Source organism: Pseudomonas sp. B21-031 (genome assembly GCF_024748985.1).
Taxonomy (GTDB): domain Bacteria; phylum Pseudomonadota; class Gammaproteobacteria; order Pseudomonadales; family Pseudomonadaceae; genus Aquipseudomonas; species Aquipseudomonas kermanshahensis.
Genome location: NZ_CP087181.1, coordinates 1,960,472 through 1,978,257, shown reverse-complemented (window position 1 = coordinate 1,978,257; position 17,786 = coordinate 1,960,472). Strand labels below are relative to the sequence as shown.

Here is a 17,786-nt window from a genome sequence, read left to right as displayed (position 1 = left end):
TAGCCACGATAGCCAGGCTCGATTGGCCCCCTCCCGGGTGCCGCACTAAGCTTTGGGCATGACCGAGAGGAAATGCCCATGAGCAAACGCCTGACCAATCTGCCCGCCTGGCAATGGCGTGGCTATCACCATAACCATCGCCACCCGACCAACCTGGCGCTGCACCTGATTGCCGTACCTCTGTTCATTCTCGGTGTGCTGCTGGTGCTGTCCGGCCTGTTTGCCCTGGACCTGGGTCAGATTGCCGTTGGCATCATTTCTCTAATCGCTGGCCTGGGCCTGCAACGACACGGGCATCGACTGGAAGCTCAACAACCCGAGCCGTTTGCCAACCGCAAGGACGCCGTACAGCGCCTGCTGACCGAGCAGTTCATCACTTTTCCGCGCTTTGTACTGAGCGGTGCCTGGTGGCGGGCTTGGCGCGAACGGCACAAGCATCGCCACTGAAGGCTGAAGAGGACCTCTAGGCGAAAACCGTAACGGTTTGACGGCTTAGCGCCAGTAACTCGCCATCAGCCGACCAGAGCGCGGCGGCGGCATGCCCATAACCATCACGCGCGTACTCGGTCTCGACGCAATAGCGGCACCAGTCCAGTGTCGAAAGCGTCGGCGTGGGCTGGATGAATTCGATGGTCCAGGTCAGCGTACTGCCGGCTGCCGGCTGTTTCAGGTACGGCAACAGGCTCGGTGGCCAAGCATCTACCAAAGCCAGCAGGTGAGACACGTTCAACGCTTCGTCGGTGATGTCGCGCAACCGTACCCAGCCGCCCATCTGCCGCGAATCGTTGCCACTGAACGGCAGCCCACCCACCGCCCAGCGCAGGGCTACATGGCGCATGAATTCCGGGGTCACGCCTCTGATGTAAGGCAGTTCTGGGGCGGCTTGCTGCAGCGGTTTCATGGCAAACGCCGGTTGCGCCGGGATGTTGACCACCGAGGGGCGGCCTGCACCGAAATTGCCCTGTACCAGCGTCACCACCTGCCCTTCCTGCACCGCTCGGCCAAGCAAGGTACTGACAGCCTTGCCTTCACGCAGTACGTCGACCTCGAAACGAATCGGTACATCCGCCGCCGCAGGCGCCACGAAGCTGATGGCCAAGGAGCGCACAGGGCGGTCATCGGGCAGCTTCAGGCGCATTGCTTCATAGACCATGGCAGCCATCAACCCGCCGAAGGCCGCGCGGCCCTGGGCCCATGTCGGGGGGACGGTTACCGATTCAGCATTCGCTCGCACGGCGTCGAGCAGTTCAGTGAAGTTCATCGCACGTAGGCTCCTGCAGCGTATCGATCTGGGGGCACGTAGTGCACGCGCCCTGCATCGAAACATACTAACCAGCCCATCTGCACCGATCAGGCCGTAAATCGGTCATATGCCGTGCTATCGCTGCTTCAACGCCACCTGCAAAGCCTCCAGCGTGAGGTCGGATTGACGCTCCGCCTCATGCAGCTCTTGCTCCCAGTCGATCTTGCACGGCGCCAGGTCGGCGTGCTCGCGCGCTTGCAGCAACCATTGCAGGCGGTCATGCCAAGTGCCCAGGTCGCCCTGGGCCTTTTTCAGCAGGCGTTGCAGTTTTTTTCCGGCATGTTCAAGCTGCGGATAGGCCTCATCACCGTAGCGTGCACGCTTGATCAACAGCCGCAGGCGATGCCGATCGTGTGCCGGGTCTGCCAATGCCTTGCGCAGCCTGCGCCATTGCTGAACCAGGCGTTTGTCGACGCGTTTTTCCAGCGCATCCGCCAGCCCCTCGCGATCCGCCGCACGCAGGAACAACGGAAACGCATCCACGATCGCCAGCAGACGGGTCAGTTGCGGGCTACCAGCGACACTGGCAAAGGCCTTGCCGCGCCCTGCCAGCCGCCGCTGCCCGGCCTCGACCAAGCCCCGCTCGACCAACTCGGCCGCCAGCACCTCACGGTCACGCAACGGCGTCGTCAATGTGCCCAGGGACTTGGCAGCGTCCTCCAGCTGTTCGACACCCGGTAACCCCCGCAGCGGCCGCAGCAGGCTGCGCAAGCGCCGTACAGCGATACGCAGGTCATGCAGTGCCTCGCTGTCGGTATCCGCGGCAAGCCGCTCGCGGCAGGCCAGCAGGCGCACCTGCAAGGCCAGGATTTGTGACACGACATGATCGAGCATGGCAGACATGGGACGCTCCTCGGTCAGCGGCCAGCGCGCGACTCACGAATGTAGAAACGCGCCTTCTCGGCCTTCTTGGTACACCCTTCAAAACCTTCGAACTGCTGCTGGGTCTTGGCCCCCGTCAGCAGCGACAACGCCTTCGAATAACTGACAGTACCGGCAAACCCTTCGGCCTTGGCCAGGTCGAGCTCCTTCCAGGCGGCATCCAGCTGGGTCGCGCAGCTGTCACGGTAGGCCGTTTTGCCCGCACAGCCAGCAAGGGCCAGGGCAATCAGTGGAAGGCAGATCCAGGCTTTCATCGATAATTCCTCAAAGTCAAAAGAGTGGCTGTTCGACGCATGGGCAAACAAAAAGTGCCCGCGTGTGGGCTTTGCTTAGCGTAGATCAGCGCGGTCTACATTGAAGCACAGGCAGCAATGGGTGCATTGTTAAACCATGGTTGCACAGGCTGAGGGAAAATCATGAGTAAACGCGTGGCGCTGGTGTTGGGGTCGGGGGTGCACGAGGGTATGCACACATCGGGGTGATCGAAGAAATAGAGCGGCGTGGCTACGACATTGCCTGCGTTGCCGGCTGCTCCATGGGGGCGGTAATTGGCGGTATCTACGCCGCCGGCAAACTCGACGAGTATCGCAACTGGATCGAAAGCCTCGACTATCTGGATGTACTGCGCCTGGTCGACGTCAGTTTTCGCCTGGGTGCGATCCGAGGTGACAAGGTTTTCGGACAAATCCGCAAAATCGTCGGCGACATCAACATCGAACAGTTGCGCATTCCCTACACCGCCGTGGCCACCGACCTCACCCACCAGCAGGAAATCTGGTTTCAGGAAGGTTGCCTGCACCAGGCCATGCGCGCTTCGGCGGCGATCCCTAGCCTGTTCACCCCAGTGATGCAGGGCAACCGCATGCTGGTCGATGGCGGCATTCTCAACCCGCTGCCGATCGTGCCGGTGGTGTCCAGCCACTGCGACCTGATCATCGCAGTCAACCTCAACGCCACCAACCAGAAGCAGTACCAGTTGCCCGTGATCGAACGCCCGGCAGCCTTCAAAATGCGCTTCGATTCGCTGCTTAGCTCACTGGGTTCGCGCCTGCCGTTCCGGCGCAAGCCGGCGGAAGAACTGATACGTATCGAACAGGAAATCGTTGCCGAAGGCCTGGCGCCACCCAGCCCATGGCTGGCGGATGTCGCCGACCCGGAAGGCCAGCAGCCCGCGGCCGCACCCGAGCGCGAAGGCGCACCCAAGTCGGCCACCGGCTCGTTCATCATCGACAACGTGGGGCCGGCTTCGCTGCTGGACCTGATCAACCAGAGCTTCGAGGTGATGCAGACGTCGTTGGCGCAGTACAAGATCGCCGGTTACCCGCCAGATGTGTTGATCAACGTACCGAAGCGGGTGTGCCGGTTCTTCGAGTTCTACAAGGCACCCGAGCTGATCGCACTGGGACGGGAGATTGCGCGGGACACGCTGGACAACTACGAAGGGGTGAAGCGCTAGGAGGCCGCTCCTACAAAAGGCCAGAAACAAGACAGGCCGCATTACGCGGCCTGTCTTGTCATGCAGAGATCACTCAGTAACGGGTGATATCAGCATTGGCTTCCAGCTGCTTGCGGTATGCCGCAAAGTCTTGCTGGCCGGCGCGCGAAGCGAGGTAGCGGCGAATCTGCTGCTTCTCTTCGTCGGTGGCGGCGGCGCCTTCGTTGACACCTTTGAGCTGCAAGACGACCAGGCTGCCATCGCCCAGGACCACGCTGCCGTAGACCGGCTTGTCCTTGGCTTGCGGCTTGCCTAAGCGGAACACGGCCTGCAGTTCGGCAGGGTCGATACCTTCCTCACCGCGGGTCACCGCCTCGTAGGCTTTCCAGCCCTGCCCTTCATGAACGCTGCCAGCGGCAACAGAACCATCACGCAGGCCGGCAATTAGCTTGTCCGCCTTGGTCTTGAGTTCGGCCGTCGCCTTCTCCTTGGCCAGGTGTTCGCTGATGTTCTTGGCCACGGCTTCGAGCGGCAGCTGTTCTGGCTTGCGGTGCTCCTTGACGCGCAGCACCACGGTGGTTTCCGGATCGAGCTCGATGGCGGTGCTGTTGGCACCCTCTTCCAACACTTCTTCCGAGAACGCCGCCTGAACTACTGCGCGGTTGGCGGTGATACCTTCGCCACCCTCACGGCCGAAGGCTGCGGAGGTGTGCACCTTCAGGTTCAGGTCCTGTGCCGGCTGAGCCAGGTCAGACGCCTCGTACGCGGCATCCTGCAACTGCTTGCTGGCGTCGACGTAGCGCTGTTCGACCAGTGGGATCTTCAGGTCACGGGTGAGCTTGTCTTTCAGGCTGGCGAAGCTCGGTACTTCCGGCGCCTCGACACCCAGCAGCTTGATCAGGTGGTAACCGAACTCGGTGCGAACCGGGGCCGACACCTGGCCATCCTTCAGCTTGTACAAAGCATCTTCGAAGGCTGGGTCGTACACGCCCGGGCCGGCGAAGCCAAGGTCACCACCGCTGTTGGCCGAACCTGGGTCCTGGGAGAACTCCTTGGCCAGTGCGGCGAAGTTTTCACCTTTGGCCAGGCGCTGCTCGATCTCTTCTGCACGGGCCTTGGCCTGGGCGTCGGTGACCTTGTCGTTGACCTCGATGAGAATGTGCGCAGCATGGCGCTGCTCGGCGAGGTTGGCGATTTCTTTCTCGTACTGGGCCTTGAGTTCGTCGTCGCTGACCTTGACCTGGTCGAAGAACACCGACTTTTTCAGCTCGATGTAATCGATGACCACCTGGTCGGGCGACATGAATTCCTTGGCATGCTTCTCGTAGTGCGCCTTGACCTCTTCATCGCTGACCTTGACCGCGGCCGGGTCGGCCTTGAAGGTCAGGGAGGCGAAATCACGGGTCTGCTTCTCAAGGCGTGCAAACGCCTCGACCTGCTTGTCAGTGACGAAGCTGCTGCCGGCAAGGCCGGTACGCAACTGGCCAATGAGCATTTCTTCGGCGAGCATGTCGCGGAATTGCAGGCGGCCGTAGCCCATCTGGCGAATGACCTGGTCGAAACGATCGGCGTTGAACTTGCCGTCAACCTGGAATTCCGGGGTTTGCAGGATCACTTGATCCAGCGCAGCCTCGGAGAAGGCGAACTTGGCATCTTCAGCACCTTGCAACAACAGCTTGCGGGTGATCAGGCCTTTGAGCGCCTCATCACGCAGCAGCTTGTCATCCAGCAGTGCAGGGTCGAAATCCTTGCCCAGCTGTTGCATCAGCTGGCGGCGCTGCATGTCGGCCGCTTGGCTCAGCTCGTTCTGGCTGATGGTCTGGCCGTTCACCTTGGCGGCGTCCTGGCTATGGCTGGCAGCCTGGAAAATGGCCTCGAAGCCGGTCAACGCCATCAACACGACGATTAGGCCGATGATGGTCTTGGCAATCCAACCTTGTGAATTGTCCCTGATATTTTGCAGCATGCGTCCCCCAGAAACGGCTGTACCACTGCGTCGACAACCGCGGAGCGTGGGTAGAATCCTGATAAAAGAAAGGCGCATCCGAGGATGCGCCTTTTCTTAGCAAACGTGTCAGGCGGGAACGTTTGCGACCCGCCTTAACGTGCTCGGACCTGGCGAAGCCGGGCCCGGCTGAAAGAGACGACTTAGTTGACGGCGTCTTTCAGGCCTTTGCCAGCCTTGAAACCTGGAACCTTGGCAGCAGCGATTTTGATGGCGTTGCCGGTTTGCGGGTTGCGGCCGGTGCGCTCGGCGCGCTCCTTGACCGAGAAGGTGCCGAAGCCAACCAGAACGACGTCGTCGCCTGCTTTCAGGGCACCGGTTACGGAGTCGATCACAGCGTCCAGAGCCTTACCTGCGGTAGCTTTGGAAATGTCAGCCGATGCAGCGATAGCGTCAATCAGTTCCGACTTGTTCACTCTAAGTCCCCTTATTTCTCTATTGAGTTTGTTTCTAAGTATGTAATGAAAAGCGTATCAAACGAGTGCTGGGTGGCCTGATAACAATAGCGTGCCGCTTTATAGCAAGGCCCCGAAAAAACTGTCAAGGAAAGCCCCCCAGCCAAAAACTACTAATGCGTGCTGATTCTTTCCTTCGCGTCGCTGTCGCGCTTCTCTTCCTTCGCGACAATCTCCGGAGCCACATCTGGCAAGGGCTCCGGGGCGTATTGCAGCGCAATTTGCAGGACTTCGTCAATCCATTTGACCGGTTTGATCTGAAGATCCTGTTTGATATTTTCCGGAATCTCCTTCAGATCGCGAACATTCTCCTCGGGAATGATCACCGTCTTGATACCACCACGGTGTGCCGCCAGCAGTTTTTCCTTCAACCCACCAATGGCCAGCACCTGGCCACGCAGGGTGATCTCGCCAGTCATGGCCACATCGGCACGCACCGGAATCTGCGTCAGTGCCGACACCAGCGCGGTGCACATGCCAACACCGGCACTCGGGCCATCCTTCGGCGTGGCGCCTTCAGGCATGTGGATGTGCACATCGTGCTTCTCGTGGAAGTCGGCTGCGATACCCAGGCTGCGGGCGCGGCTGCGTACCACGGTCTGCGCGGCAGTGATCGACTCGACCATGACATCGCCCAGGGAACCGGTCTTGATCAGCTGGCCCTTGCCAGGGATGACCACGGCCTCGATGGTCAGCAACTCGCCGCCCACCTGGGTCCATGCCAGGCCGGTCACCTGGCCGATCTGGTCCTGCTGCTCGGCGAGGCCGTAGCGGAACTTGCGCACGCCCAGCAGGTGCTCGAGCTGCTCGCTGGACACCTTGACCTTGACCTGCTTCTGGCCGGTATGTTCCTTGACCACCTTGCGGCAGACCTTGGCAATTTGCCGCTCCAGGCCCCGCACACCGGCTTCGCGGGTGTAGTAGCGGATAATGTCGCGGATCGCCGAGATATCGACCTCGAGCTCTTCCTTCTTCAAGCCGTTGGCTTTGACCTGCTTGGGCACCAGGTACTTGACTGCGATGTTGATCTTCTCGTCTTCGGTGTAGCCGGGCAGACGGATGACTTCCATCCGGTCCAGCAGCGCTGGCGGAATGTTCATCGAGTTGGAGGTGCACAGGAACATCACGTCCGAGAGGTCGTAGTCGACTTCCAGGTAGTGGTCGTTGAAGTTGTGGTTCTGCTCAGGGTCGAGCACTTCGAGCAGTGCCGAGGCAGGGTCGCCACGCATGTCGCTGCCCATCTTGTCGATTTCGTCGAGCAGGAACAGCGGGTTACGCACGCCGACCTTGGTCATCTTCTGGATCAGACGACCTGGCATGGAGCCAATGTAGGTGCGACGGTGGCCACGAATTTCGGCCTCGTCACGCACACCGCCGAGGGCCATGCGCACGAACTTGCGGTTGGTGGCAGCGGCAATCGACTCGGCCAGCGAGGTTTTACCGACGCCAGGCGGGCCGACCAGGCACAACACCGGGCCGCGGATTTTCTTGACGCGCTTTTGCACGGCAAGGTATTCGAGAATGCGTTCCTTGACCTCTTCCAGGCCATAGTGGTCGGCATCGAGGATTTCCTCAGCCTTGGTCAGGTCCAGGCGCACCTTGCTCTGGGCCTTCCACGGCACCTGCACGAGCCAGTCGAGGTAGGAGCGAACCACCGTAGCCTCGGCCGACATCGGCGACATCTGCTTGAGCTTGTTCAGCTCGGCCTGGGCCTTGGTCAGGGCATCTTTGGGCAGGCCAGCGGCTTCGATGCGCTTTTTCAGCTCTTCGACTTCGTTGTGGCCTTCGTCGCCATCGCCGAGCTCTTTCTGAATGGCCTTCATCTGCTCATTCAGGTAGTACTCGCGCTGGCTGCGCTCCATCTGTTTCTTGACCCGACCCCGGATGCGCTTCTCGACCTGCAACAGGTCGATCTCGGCATCCAGCAACGCCAGCACGTGCTCGACGCGGGTCGCCAGGTCGACGATCTCGAGGATTTCCTGCTTCTGCTCGATTTTCAGCGCCATGTGCGCGGCCATGGTATCAACCAGGCGCCCAGGCTCTTCGATGCTGTTCAACGAGGACAGTACTTCGGCAGGAACTTTTTTGCCCAGCTGCACGTACTGTTCGAACTGCGACAGCAACGTGCGCACGAAGACCTCCGACTCGCGCTCGGCGGCGTCGACTTCGTCGATCAGGGAGACTTCAGCACGGATGTGCCCTTCCACTTCCGTGAAGCGTTCTACCGCGCCACGCTGCTCGCCCTCGACCAGCACCTTGACGGTGCCATCAGGCAGCTTCAGCAATTGCAGTACGGTGGCAACGGTGCCGACGCGGTACAGGGCATCTTCGCCTGGGTCGTCATCGGCTGGGTTCTTCTGGGCCAGCAGCAGAATCTGCTTCTCGCCCGTCATCGCGGCCTCTAGGGCTTCAATGGATTTTTCGCGCCCCACAAACAGCGGGATGACCATGTGCGGGTAAACAACGACATCGCGCAATGGCAAAAGAGGCAAGTCGAGGGTGGTCTTCATGATTTCGCCTCTAACAGCGGCCTTGATGGCCGGAAACCGGTGGAAATGATGCTTGGACCTAATGTGGGGGCACGCTTGGGAAATTACAAGCGCTTGCGCAGGAAAAGCAGAAAGGGGCCCGTAGGCCCCTTTCTTGCTTGCAACCATCACCCAAGCATCACCTGAATCAGGCGTCGGGTGCGGCCTTGGCTTGCGGCTCGCTGTTCTCGTAGATCATCAGCGGCTGCGAAGTCCCTTCGATGACGCTCTCATCGATCACCACCTTGCTGACATCCTTCTGCGAAGGAATCTCGTACATGGTGTCGAGCAGCACGCCTTCGAGGATGGAGCGCAGGCCACGGGCGCCCGTCTTGCGCTCCAGAGCCTTGCGAGCAACGGCCTTGAGCGCATCGCTGCGGAACTCGAGGTCGACGCTTTCCATCTCGAACAGCTTGGCATACTGCTTGGTCAGTGCGTTTTTCGGCTCGGTGAGGATCTGCATCAACGCAGCCTCGTCCAGCTCATCGAGCGTCGCCAGTACTGGCAAACGGCCGACGAACTCTGGGATCAGGCCAAACTTGACCAGATCGTCCGGCTCGACTTCACGCAAGGACTCGCCAACTTTCTTGCCTTCTTCCTTGCTACGTACTTCTGCACTGAAGCCGATGCCACCCTTGGTGGAGCGGTTCTGGATGACCTTTTCCAGGCCAGAGAACGCGCCACCGCAAATGAACAGGATGTTGCGGGTATCAACCTGCAGGAATTCCTGTTGCGGGTGCTTGCGCCCACCTTGCGGTGGAACCGAAGCAACGGTGCCTTCGATCAGCTTCAACAGCGCCTGCTGCACGCCTTCGCCCGAGACGTCACGGGTGATGGACGGGTTGTCCGACTTGCGCGAAATCTTGTCGATTTCGTCGATGTAGACAATGCCCATTTGGGCCTTTTCCACGTCGTAGTCGCACTTCTGCAGCAGTTTCTGAATGATGTTCTCGACGTCCTCGCCCACATAACCGGCTTCGGTCAGGGTGGTGGCATCGGCAATGGTGAACGGTACGTTCAACAGGCGTGCAAGGGTTTCGGCGAGCAGGGTCTTGCCCGAGCCAGTAGGCCCGATGAGCAGGATGTTACTCTTGCCGAGTTCGACTTCGTCGCCCTTCTTGTCACGCTGGTTAAGGCGCTTGTAGTGGTTGTATACCGCTACGGCCAGCACCTTCTTAGCGCGCTCCTGACCAATCACGTACTGGTCCAGGATGCCGCTGATTTCTTTCGGCGAAGGCAATTTGTGCGCGCTGCTCTCGGCCTGGGCTTCCTGCACCTCCTCACGGATGATGTCGTTGCACAGGTCGACGCACTCGTCGCAGATAAATACCGAGGGCCCGGCAATCAATTTGCGCACTTCGTGCTGGCTTTTGCCGCAGAAGGAGCAATAGAGCAATTTGCCGCTGTCCTCGCCGTTACGGGTGTCAGTCATTCGATCGATCCAATCCGGTAGGCTTGCAACACAAGATGAAGGCAATTGCGGGCTTTTTCAAGTCCGCAGGTAGGCGCTTTCGGCACCCACCTGCTCTGGCCCCTGGGATCAGGAGGCCAGTTGCCGCTTGTCGTATACCGAGTCGATCAGGCCGTACTCGGCCGCGCGCGAGGCGCTCATGAAGTTGTCACGCTCGGTGTCGCGCTTGATGGTCTCCAGATCCTGGCCAGTGTGGTAGGCCAGCAGCTCGTTCAGACGCGCCTTGATATTGAGGATTTCCTGGGCATGGATCTCGATATCGGTAGCCTGGCCCTGGAAGCCGCCCAACGGCTGGTGAATCATCACGCGCGAGTTCGGCAGGCAGTGACGCTTGCCTTTGGCACCGGCAGTGAGCAGGAACGCGCCCATGCTGCAGGCCTGGCCGATGCAGATGGTCGAAACATCCGGCTTGATGAACTGCATGGTGTCGTAGATCGACATGCCAGCGGTGACCGAGCCACCCGGCGAGTTGATGTACAGATGGATATCCTTGTCCGGGTTTTCCGCTTCGAGGAACAGCATCTGCGCAACGACGAGGTTGGCCATGTAATCCTCTACCGGGCCAACCAGGAAAATCACACGCTCCTTCAACAGGCGCGAGTAGATGTCGTAAGCGCGTTCGCCACGGGCGGACTGCTCGATAACCATCGGGACCAGGCCGCCTGCGGCCTGGATGTCAGAGCTCTGCTGAATATAAGAATTGCGGGACATGTCCTGCGCTCACTCCCAAATAGTCATGGCTTGAATACGCACAAGCCAGCGCGAAGGCTGGCTTGTGGGGGTTTCCTACGAGAGTAGCGTATTACTCGGCTTCGGCAGGTGCCTGGGCTGGTTTTACGGCTTCTTCGTACGAGACCGACTTGTCGGTCACAGTCGCTTTCTGCAGAACAGTATCTACAACTTGTTCTTCCAGCACAACCGAACGGACTTCGTTCAGCTGCTGGTCGTTCTTGTAGTACCAGGAGATGACCTGCTCTGGCTCTTGGTAAGCCGAAGCCATTTCTTCGATCATTTCGCGAACCTTGCCTTCGTCTGGCTTCAGTTCGAACTGCTTGACCACTTCAGCGACGATCAGGCCCAGGACCACACGGCGCTTGGCTTGCTCTTCGAACAGCTCAGCTGGCAGTTGCTCAGGCTTGATGTTGCCACCGAACTGCTGAACAGCCTGCACGCGCAGACGGTTGACTTCGTTTTCCAGCAAGGCTTTTGGCACTTCGATCGGGTTGGCGGCCAGCAGACCGTCCATGACCTGGTTCTTCACCTTGGCCTTGATTGCCTGACGCAGTTCACGCTCCATGTTCTTGCGAACTTCGGCGCGGAAGCCTTCCAGGGTCGATTCCTTGATGCCGAACTGAGCGAAGAAGGCTTCGTTCAGCTCAGGCAGTGCAGGGGCCGAAACGCTGTTGACGGTGATGGTGAACTCGGCGGCCTTGCCGGCCAGGTCCAGGTTCTGATAATCCTCTGGGAAGGTCACGTTGACAACGCGCTCTTCGCCAGCCTTGGCGCCTACCAGGCCTTCTTCGAAGCCTGGGATCATGCGGCCGGAGCCCAGAACCAGCTGGGTGCCCTTGGCCGAACCGCCAGCGAACACTTCACCGTCGACTTTACCGACGAAGTCGATGTTGACCTGGTCGTCATTCTGCGCGGCGCGATCAACTTCTTCGAAACGGGTGTTCTGCTTGCGCAGCACTTCCAGCATGTTGTCCAGGTCGGCGTCAGCCACTTCGGCGCTCAGGCGCTCGACATTGATCGACTCCAGGCCAGCAACGGTGAACTCTGGGAACACTTCGAAGATTGCGACGAATTCCAGGTCCTTGCCCTTTTCGAAGGACTTCGGCTCGACGGCTGGAGCGCCGGCCGGGTTCAGCTTCTGCTCGACCACGGCTTCGTAGAACGAAGACTGGACCAGATCACCGAACACTTCCTGACGGGCGTCAGCTTCGAAACGCTGACGGATCACGCTCATCGGTACCTTGCCAGGACGGAAGCCTGCAACCTTGGCACGACGGGCAGTCTGTTGCAGACGCTTGTTGACTTCGGTCTCGACGCGCTCGGCCGGGACGGCGATGGTCATGCGGCGCTCGAGAGCGGAAGTGTTTTCAACAGAAACTTGCATGGATATTCCTCGTTGCACAGACGTTAGCCGGCGTTAGCCCGACTCCAGAATCAAGGGCAAGCATTCTAGTGAGTCGCGCAGCAGAAGTCACCCCACTCGGGACGACGAGAAACCACGCCGGTCGATTAACTTGCAAGGCCCGCACGGCTTAACGCCGAGCCCCTTTCAATTGAGGTTGCGCGACGCCCTTGGCGACGCGCAGCCGTAATAACTTGTCAAACAACTGCAGCCTACGAAATCGCTTCCTTTATTGAGGGTCGATCTCGTTGAACTGGCAGTACTCTTCCCACGCCATGCCCAGCGCCTCAGCGACCTCGCGATGCGTCTCCAGGCGCATGGCCTGGAGTTGCTCGGGGCTTTCGGCGATCAGTTGCAGCGCCAGCTCCCAAGGCTCGACGCCCTGCTCCTGCGCCGCATCTTCGAACGCCCACTCGATCTGCTGAGCTTGCTCACGCGCATCCAACTCGCGGATTTCTTCGAGCAGTTGCGGATTGGCTTCGGCGAAGCGCTGCAGCGCCAAGGCTTGGCGGGCTTCTTTTGCAATCATGGGGTTATCCTCTGCCGGCCGCGGGGCCGGTGTTTCAACCGGCTGAAATCTATCAGCTTTTATTGGGGTGTCACCAGAGGATTGCAAGGGGTGGATTGTGAAGTGTTCGATTTGAGCCTTGCAGCGCCTTTGAGGTCGAGCGCCGCCCGCGCGGCGCTTCGCAGCACAAGGCTGCTCCTACATTTGTTTCGGGCCAATTATTCCTGGGGCATGCGCGCGCGACCCTTTGGTGTCCGCCTCTATATCGAGTCGGGTCAACAAGGCGGTCGCGCGCGTTGGGGTAGGCGTGACTGGCCCGAAACAGATGTAGGAGCAGCCTTGTGCTGCGAAGCGCCGCGCGGGCGGCGCTCGACCTCAAAGGCGCTACAAGGCTCAAATTGAACACCCCACCCAAAAAAACGCACAAAAAAAACCGCAATCAGCGGCTTTTTCGCAACACAAAAAAACAAAGGCGCCCGATCTTACGATCAAGGCGCCTTCGAAAAATATGGGGTGGACGATGGGAATCGAACCCACGACAACCGGAATCACAATCCGGCGCTCTACCAACTGAGCTACGCCCACCATATTGCGGTGTTACGGTACAACTTTACAGAAGCATGGTGCGGACGAAGAGACTCGAACTCTTACAGCTTGCGCCGCTGGAACCTAAATCCAGTGTGTCTACCAATTTCACCACGTCCGCGTAACGCTTAAAACAAAGGCGCCAGATACTATCAAGGCGCCTCTGTAAAATATGGGGTGGACGATGGGAATCGAACCCACGACAACCGGAATCACAATCCGGCGCTCTACCAACTGAGCTACGCCCACCATATTGCGGTACATCTACTTGCTTGCCTAAGCTGCCTGATGGCGCACCCGGCAGGACTCGAACCTGCGACCATCCGCTTAGAAGGCGGATGCTCTATCCAGCTGAGCTACGGGCGCATAAGCGATCAGCCTAACCGAACGATGCTTTAGCAGAGAACCACTAAACCACCCATTCTGCCCGACTTTGCCAACCAGTGCTAGGCAGTGCCCGACAAGTGCGGCGAATGTTATAGTCGAGGCGCAGGGTCGTCAACATCTTTCTCTAAAAAATTTAAATTATTTAAGGGGTTAGGGGATTTGCCCGACCACCCGCCTTTGCCCTCGGGCCGTGTCGTGCGAGAATGTGCCCTCTTTATTGTTTCCTTCTCGATGGTTAATCACGCGTCTATGACTGCACACCTAATCGATGGCAAGGCGATCGCCGCCAGCCTGCGCCAGCAGATCGCTCAACGTGTCGTGGAGCGTCGCCAGCAAGGCCTGCGCACCCCAGGCCTGGCTGTGATCCTGGTCGGCACCGACCCCGCCTCCCAAGTCTATGTCTCGCACAAGCGCAAGGACTGTGAAGAGGTCGGCTTCATTTCCCAGGCGTTCGACCTGCCCAGCGAAACCACGCAGCAAACCCTGACCGACCTGATCGACCGCCTCAATGATGACCCGGCTGTCGACGGTATCCTGCTGCAGCTGCCGCTGCCCGCGCACCTGGACGCCTCGCTGCTGCTCGAGCGTATTCGTCCGGACAAGGATGTCGATGGCTTCCACCCTTACAACATCGGTCGCCTGGCCCAGCGCATCCCGCTGCTGCGCCCGTGCACGCCCAAAGGCATCATGACCCTGCTCGAAAGCACCGGTCAGGACCTGTACGGCATGAACGCGGTGATCGTCGGCGCGTCCAACATCGTGGGCCGCCCCATGGCCATGGAACTGCTGCTGGCCGGCTGCACCGTCACTGTCTGCCACCGCTTCACCAAGGACCTGGCCGGCCACGTCGGCCGTGCCGACCTGGTGGTCGTGGCCGCCGGCAAGCCGGGGCTGGTCAAGGGTGAGTGGGTCAAGGAAGGCGCCATCGTCATCGACGTGGGCATCAACCGCCAGGAAGACGGCAAGCTGGTCGGCGATGTGGTCTACGAGACCGCCCTGCCGCGCGCGGGCTGGATCACCCCGGTGCCGGGTGGTGTCGGGCCGATGACTCGGGCGTGCTTGCTGGAAAACACCCTGTATGCGGCGGAAGAGCTGCATAAGTAACAAGGCGTGACATGAAAACGGCACCTGCTGCAGGTGCCGTTTTTTTTGCCTGAAGGTTTTCGGCTCGCTGCACCGGCCTCTTCGCGGGCTTACCCCGTGAAGAGGCCAAAGCGGTCATCAGCCGATCACTTGCGCGCTGCCTCCCACGACTTCAGCAACTCGGTGTAGCTCACCGTCTCGCCCTTGGGCTTCTCGTTGGCCAGCTTCGGCTTCGGCGCACCCGGCTGGTCGTACCAGTACTGGGCATCCTTTTCTGGGTTGAGCTTCGGTGCACAGGTTGTCTGGGCGTTGGAACGCTGCAACCGCTCCATCATCCGGTCCTGGTCGCGGGCCAGGCCATCCAGCGCCTCCTGCGGGGTCTTTTCGCCACTGGCCACTTCGGCGATATGGCTCCACCACAACTGCGCCAACCGCGGGTAGTCGGGCACGTTGGTGCCGGTAGGCGTCCATTGCACCCGCGCCGGGCTGCGGTAGAACTCCACCAAGCCCCCCAGCTTGGGCGCCAGGTCCGTCATGGCCTGGGAGTTGATGTCCGACTCACGAATCGGCGTCAGGCCGACGATGGTCTTTTTCAGCGAGACGGTCTTGGAGGTTACGAACTGCGCATACAACCAGGCGGCCAGGCGTTGCTTCTCCGGGGTGGATTTGAAGAAGGTCCACGACCCCGTGTCCTGATAGCCCAGCTTCATCCCCTCCTCCCAATACGGCCCCTTGGGCGACGGCGCCATGCGCCACTTCGGCGTGCCGTCGGCATTGACCACAGGCAAGCCGGGTTTGGTCATGTCGGCGGTAAAAGCCGTGTACCAGAAAATCTGCTGGGCAATGTTGCCTTGGGCCGGCACCGGGCCGGCCTCGGAGAAGGTCATGCCCTGAGCTTCCTTGGGCGCGTAAGCACGCATCCAGTCCACGTACTTCTGCGTCGCATAGACCGCCGCCGGGCCGTTGGTGTCGCCGCCTCGGGTAACACTCGAGCCTACCGGGTGGCAGTCCTCGACGCGAATCCCCCATTCGTCAACCGGCAGGCCATTGGGCAGGCCTTTGTCGCCACCACCGGCCATCGAGAACCAGGCGTCGGTGAAGCGCCACCCCAGCGAGGGGTCTTTCTTGCCGTAGTCCATGTGGCCGTACACGCGCTTGCCGTCGATTTCCTTGACGTCTTCGGTGAAGAATTGGGCGATGTCCTCGTAGGCCGACCAGTTCACCGGCACGCCCAGTTCATAGCCGTACTTTTCCTTGAACTTGGCTTTCAGCTCAGGCCGCTCGAACCAGTCGGCACGGAACCAGTAAAGGTTGGCGAACTGCTGGTCAGGCAGTTGGTAGACCTTGCCATCCGGCGCGGTGGTGAAGGAAATGCCGATGAAGTCTTTCAAGTCCAGCGTCGGCGAGGTGTAGGCCTTGCCCTCGTTGGCCATCAGGTCGGTGATCGACTCGACCTTGCCGTAACGAAAGTGCGTACCGATCAGGTCCGAGTCGTTGACCCAGCCGTCATAGATGTTCTTGTCCGACTGCATTTGCGTCTGTAGCTTCTCCACCACGTCGCCTTCCTGCAGCAGGTCGTGGGTCAGCTGGATGCCGGTGATCTCGCTGAATGCCTTGGCGAGCACCTTGGACTCGTATTCATGGGTGGTGATGGTTTCCGACACCACGTTGATCTTCATCCCACGAAACGGTTCGGCGGCCTTGATGAACCACTTGAGTTCGGCCAACTGCTGTTCAGGGGTCAGGGTCGACGGTTTGAACTCACTGCCGATCCACTTGTTCGCCGCGTCTTCGTACTGGTCGGCCCACGCCATCCCGTGCACGCTGGCAAGCACCAGCAACGCGGCCAGGGTCAAATGTCGCCGTTTATGATTGTTGTGGAACATTGTGATCTCCCGATTGAGTTATTCCCGGAGCCGTCGCTCAGCCCCAGCGCAACACCACCACGAGCCAGCCCAGCGACAGCAGCGAGGCCACCCACAAAGGCCAGTCGCTGACCCCGACTACCAGCAAGTGCAGGTAGGCGCTGACCAGCAGGCCGATGAACAACCGGTCGCCACGGCTGGTGACGATCGGCAGGAAGCCGCGCCGCTCCACGCAGGGGCGACGCAGTTCAAGCAGGGTCATGCACAACAGCAGCACGCCGACGGCCGCGAAGAACAGCGCCGTGGGCAAGGTCCAGGCCATCCATTCCATGTGCTCCCCTCCTCACACTCGGCCGAGGGCAAAGCCCTTGGCGACATGGTTGCGGACAAACCAGATCACCAACATGCCGGGCAGGATGGTCAACACCCCGGCCGCCGCCAGCACACCCCAGTCGATCCCCGAAGCGGACACGGTTCGGGTCATCACCGCCGCAATAGGTTTGGCGTTCACCGAAGTCAGGGTGCGCGCCAGCAGCAGTTCGACCCAGGAAAACATGAAGCAGAAAAACGCCGTCACACCGATGCCGGAGCCGATCAGCGGGATGAAGATCTTCACGAAGAAACGCGGGAAGCTGTACCCGTCGATGTAGGCCGTTTCGTCGATCTCTTTCGGCACCGCCGACATGAAGCCTTCAAGAATCCACACCGCCAGCGGCACGTTGAACAGGCAATGGGCCAACGCCACGGCAATGTGCGTGTCGAATAGGCCAATCGAGGAATACAGCTGGAAAAACGGCAGCAAGAACACCGCCGGCGGCGCCATGCGGTTGGTCAGCAACCAGAAAAACAGATGGCGATCACCCAGGAAGCGATAGCGCGAGAAGGCATAGGCCGCCGGCAACGCCACCGCCAGCGAAATGACTGTGTTCAGGCACACGTAGTACAGCGAGTTGATATAGCCGCTGTACCAGCTCGCATCGGTAAAGATCACCCGGTAGTTGTCCAGCGTGAATGCCTGCGGCCACAGGGTCAGGCCGCCAAGGATTTCGGTGTTGCTCTTGAACGACATGTTCAGCAGCCAGTAGATCGGCACCAGCAGGAAAAAGAAGTACAGCAACAGTGGCACTGCTTTGCGCGCGCTCATG

15 protein-coding genes, 4 tRNA genes and 1 pseudogene are annotated in these 17,786 nt (G+C 60.0%); 3 read left to right on the top strand and 17 right to left on the bottom strand.

What is annotated here, in order from left to right; translation table 11 throughout:
• Positions 1 to 78 precede the first annotated feature (78 nt).
• Positions 79 to 447, top strand: a complete 369-nt coding sequence (locus LOY53_RS08925) for an Mpo1-like protein (RefSeq protein WP_258703879.1) — start codon at positions 79 to 81, stop codon at positions 445 to 447.
• 16 nt (positions 448 to 463) lie between these two features.
• Here the strand turns inward: LOY53_RS08925 and LOY53_RS08920 are convergent, their stop codons facing one another.
• The 3 genes from LOY53_RS08920 to LOY53_RS08910 form a co-directional block, all read right to left on the bottom strand.
• Positions 464 to 1,261, bottom strand: a complete 798-nt coding sequence (locus LOY53_RS08920; RefSeq protein ID WP_258703878.1) for an acyl-CoA thioesterase II — start codon at positions 1,259 to 1,261, stop codon at positions 464 to 466.
• Positions 1,262 to 1,378: 117 nt separating this feature from the next.
• Complete coding sequence (locus LOY53_RS08915; protein WP_258703877.1) at positions 1,379 to 2,146, bottom strand: CHAD domain-containing protein; 768 nt, start codon at positions 2,144 to 2,146, stop codon at positions 1,379 to 1,381.
• 14 nt (positions 2,147 to 2,160) lie between these two features.
• Positions 2,161 to 2,439 carry a hypothetical protein gene (locus tag LOY53_RS08910; protein ID WP_027593946.1) on the bottom strand — a complete coding sequence of 93 codons (279 nt, stop codon included), beginning with the start codon at positions 2,437 to 2,439 and terminating at the stop codon, positions 2,161 to 2,163.
• A gap of 162 nt (positions 2,440 to 2,601) precedes the next feature.
• Between LOY53_RS08910 and LOY53_RS08905 the strand changes: the two are divergent.
• A pseudogene (locus tag LOY53_RS08905) lies at positions 2,602 to 3,641 on the top strand (patatin-like phospholipase family protein).
• A gap of 73 nt (positions 3,642 to 3,714) precedes the next feature.
• On the opposite strand, the gene LOY53_RS08900 reads toward LOY53_RS08905, so the two are convergent.
• From LOY53_RS08900 to LOY53_RS08850, 11 genes are all read right to left on the bottom strand, one after another.
• The gene (locus LOY53_RS08900) at positions 3,715 to 5,586 is read right to left on the bottom strand and encodes a SurA N-terminal domain-containing protein (protein WP_252827296.1); all 1,872 of its coding nucleotides are present in this window, start codon (positions 5,584 to 5,586) and stop codon (positions 3,715 to 3,717) included.
• 182 nt (positions 5,587 to 5,768) lie between these two features.
• On the bottom strand, positions 5,769 to 6,041 hold the full coding sequence (locus LOY53_RS08895) for an HU family DNA-binding protein (RefSeq protein WP_027593949.1): 273 nt from the start codon (positions 6,039 to 6,041) through the stop codon (positions 5,769 to 5,771).
• A 152-nt stretch (positions 6,042 to 6,193) separates the two neighbouring features.
• Entirely contained in the window at positions 6,194 to 8,590 is a 2,397-nt protein-coding gene (gene lon / locus LOY53_RS08890; protein WP_027593950.1) for an endopeptidase La, read from the bottom strand.
• A 166-nt stretch (positions 8,591 to 8,756) separates the two neighbouring features.
• Positions 8,757 to 10,040, bottom strand: coding sequence for an ATP-dependent Clp protease ATP-binding subunit ClpX (gene clpX, locus LOY53_RS08885; RefSeq protein WP_033699106.1), 1,284 nt, complete (start codon positions 10,038 to 10,040; stop codon positions 8,757 to 8,759).
• A 108-nt stretch (positions 10,041 to 10,148) separates the two neighbouring features.
• A complete protein-coding gene (clpP, locus tag LOY53_RS08880; RefSeq protein WP_027593952.1) occupies positions 10,149 to 10,790 on the bottom strand; it encodes an ATP-dependent Clp endopeptidase proteolytic subunit ClpP in 642 nt (213 codons plus the stop codon).
• A 91-nt stretch (positions 10,791 to 10,881) separates the two neighbouring features.
• The gene (tig, locus tag LOY53_RS08875; RefSeq protein WP_085273229.1) at positions 10,882 to 12,195 is read right to left on the bottom strand and encodes a trigger factor; all 1,314 of its coding nucleotides are present in this window, start codon (positions 12,193 to 12,195) and stop codon (positions 10,882 to 10,884) included.
• Between the two features lie 247 nt (positions 12,196 to 12,442).
• Positions 12,443 to 12,742 carry a DUF6388 family protein gene (locus tag LOY53_RS08870; RefSeq protein WP_238210583.1) on the bottom strand — a complete coding sequence of 100 codons (300 nt, stop codon included), beginning with the start codon at positions 12,740 to 12,742 and terminating at the stop codon, positions 12,443 to 12,445.
• Positions 12,743 to 13,230: 488 nt separating this feature from the next.
• Positions 13,231 to 13,306 (bottom strand) — tRNA-His (locus LOY53_RS08865).
• A gap of 36 nt (positions 13,307 to 13,342) precedes the next feature.
• A tRNA-Leu gene (locus tag LOY53_RS08860) sits at positions 13,343 to 13,427 on the bottom strand.
• A 52-nt stretch (positions 13,428 to 13,479) separates the two neighbouring features.
• Positions 13,480 to 13,555, bottom strand: a tRNA-His gene (locus LOY53_RS08855).
• A gap of 40 nt (positions 13,556 to 13,595) precedes the next feature.
• Positions 13,596 to 13,672, bottom strand: a tRNA-Arg gene (locus LOY53_RS08850).
• A 270-nt stretch (positions 13,673 to 13,942) separates the two neighbouring features.
• Here LOY53_RS08850 and folD point away from each other — a divergent pair.
• A complete protein-coding gene (gene folD / locus LOY53_RS08845; RefSeq protein WP_027593957.1) occupies positions 13,943 to 14,797 on the top strand; it encodes a bifunctional methylenetetrahydrofolate dehydrogenase/methenyltetrahydrofolate cyclohydrolase FolD in 855 nt (284 codons plus the stop codon).
• A gap of 125 nt (positions 14,798 to 14,922) precedes the next feature.
• Here folD and LOY53_RS08840 read toward each other — a convergent pair whose 3' ends face one another.
• Genes LOY53_RS08840 through LOY53_RS08830 form a run of 3 tightly spaced genes read right to left on the bottom strand, consistent with a single transcriptional unit; the run spans position 14,923 to position 17,785 of the window.
• Positions 14,923 to 16,662, bottom strand: coding sequence for an ABC transporter substrate-binding protein (locus tag LOY53_RS08840; protein ID WP_252827295.1), 1,740 nt, complete (start codon positions 16,660 to 16,662; stop codon positions 14,923 to 14,925).
• 37 nt (positions 16,663 to 16,699) lie between these two features.
• Positions 16,700 to 16,972, bottom strand: coding sequence for a DUF2160 domain-containing protein (locus tag LOY53_RS08835; protein ID WP_099453467.1), 273 nt, complete (start codon positions 16,970 to 16,972; stop codon positions 16,700 to 16,702).
• A 12-nt stretch (positions 16,973 to 16,984) separates the two neighbouring features.
• Positions 16,985 to 17,785: a carbohydrate ABC transporter permease gene (locus tag LOY53_RS08830; RefSeq protein ID WP_258703876.1), complete on the bottom strand. Its 801-nt coding sequence runs from the start codon at positions 17,783 to 17,785 to the stop codon at positions 16,985 to 16,987.
• Position 17,786 lies beyond the last annotated feature (1 nt).

Bases quoted from the DNA above. Each gene is read 5' to 3' on its own strand.
- LOY53_RS08925 (WP_258703879.1), top strand. From the start codon at position 79: ATGAGCAAACGCCTGACCAATCTGCCCGCCTGGCAATGGCGTGGCTAT.
- LOY53_RS08920 (WP_258703878.1), bottom strand. From the start codon at position 1,261: ATGAACTTCACTGAACTGCTCGACGCCGTGCGAGCGAATGCTGAATCG.
- LOY53_RS08915 (WP_258703877.1), bottom strand. From the start codon at position 2,146: ATGTCTGCCATGCTCGATCATGTCGTGTCACAAATCCTGGCCTTGCAG.
- LOY53_RS08910 (WP_027593946.1), bottom strand. From the start codon at position 2,439: ATGAAAGCCTGGATCTGCCTTCCACTGATTGCCCTGGCCCTTGCTGGC.
- LOY53_RS08900 (WP_252827296.1), bottom strand. From the start codon at position 5,586: ATGCTGCAAAATATCAGGGACAATTCACAAGGTTGGATTGCCAAGACC.
- lon (WP_027593950.1), bottom strand. From the start codon at position 8,590: ATGAAGACCACCCTCGACTTGCCTCTTTTGCCATTGCGCGATGTCGTT.
- clpX (WP_033699106.1), bottom strand. From the start codon at position 10,040: ATGACTGACACCCGTAACGGCGAGGACAGCGGCAAATTGCTCTATTGC.
- clpP (WP_027593952.1), bottom strand. From the start codon at position 10,790: ATGTCCCGCAATTCTTATATTCAGCAGAGCTCTGACATCCAGGCCGCA.
- tig (WP_085273229.1), bottom strand. From the start codon at position 12,195: ATGCAAGTTTCTGTTGAAAACACTTCCGCTCTCGAGCGCCGCATGACC.
- LOY53_RS08870 (WP_238210583.1), bottom strand. From the start codon at position 12,742: ATGATTGCAAAAGAAGCCCGCCAAGCCTTGGCGCTGCAGCGCTTCGCC.
- folD (WP_027593957.1), top strand. From the start codon at position 13,943: ATGACTGCACACCTAATCGATGGCAAGGCGATCGCCGCCAGCCTGCGC.
- LOY53_RS08840 (WP_252827295.1), bottom strand. From the start codon at position 16,662: ATGTTCCACAACAATCATAAACGGCGACATTTGACCCTGGCCGCGTTG.
- LOY53_RS08835 (WP_099453467.1), bottom strand. From the start codon at position 16,972: ATGGAATGGATGGCCTGGACCTTGCCCACGGCGCTGTTCTTCGCGGCC.
- LOY53_RS08830 (WP_258703876.1), bottom strand. From the start codon at position 17,785: ATGAGCGCGCGCAAAGCAGTGCCACTGTTGCTGTACTTCTTTTTCCTG.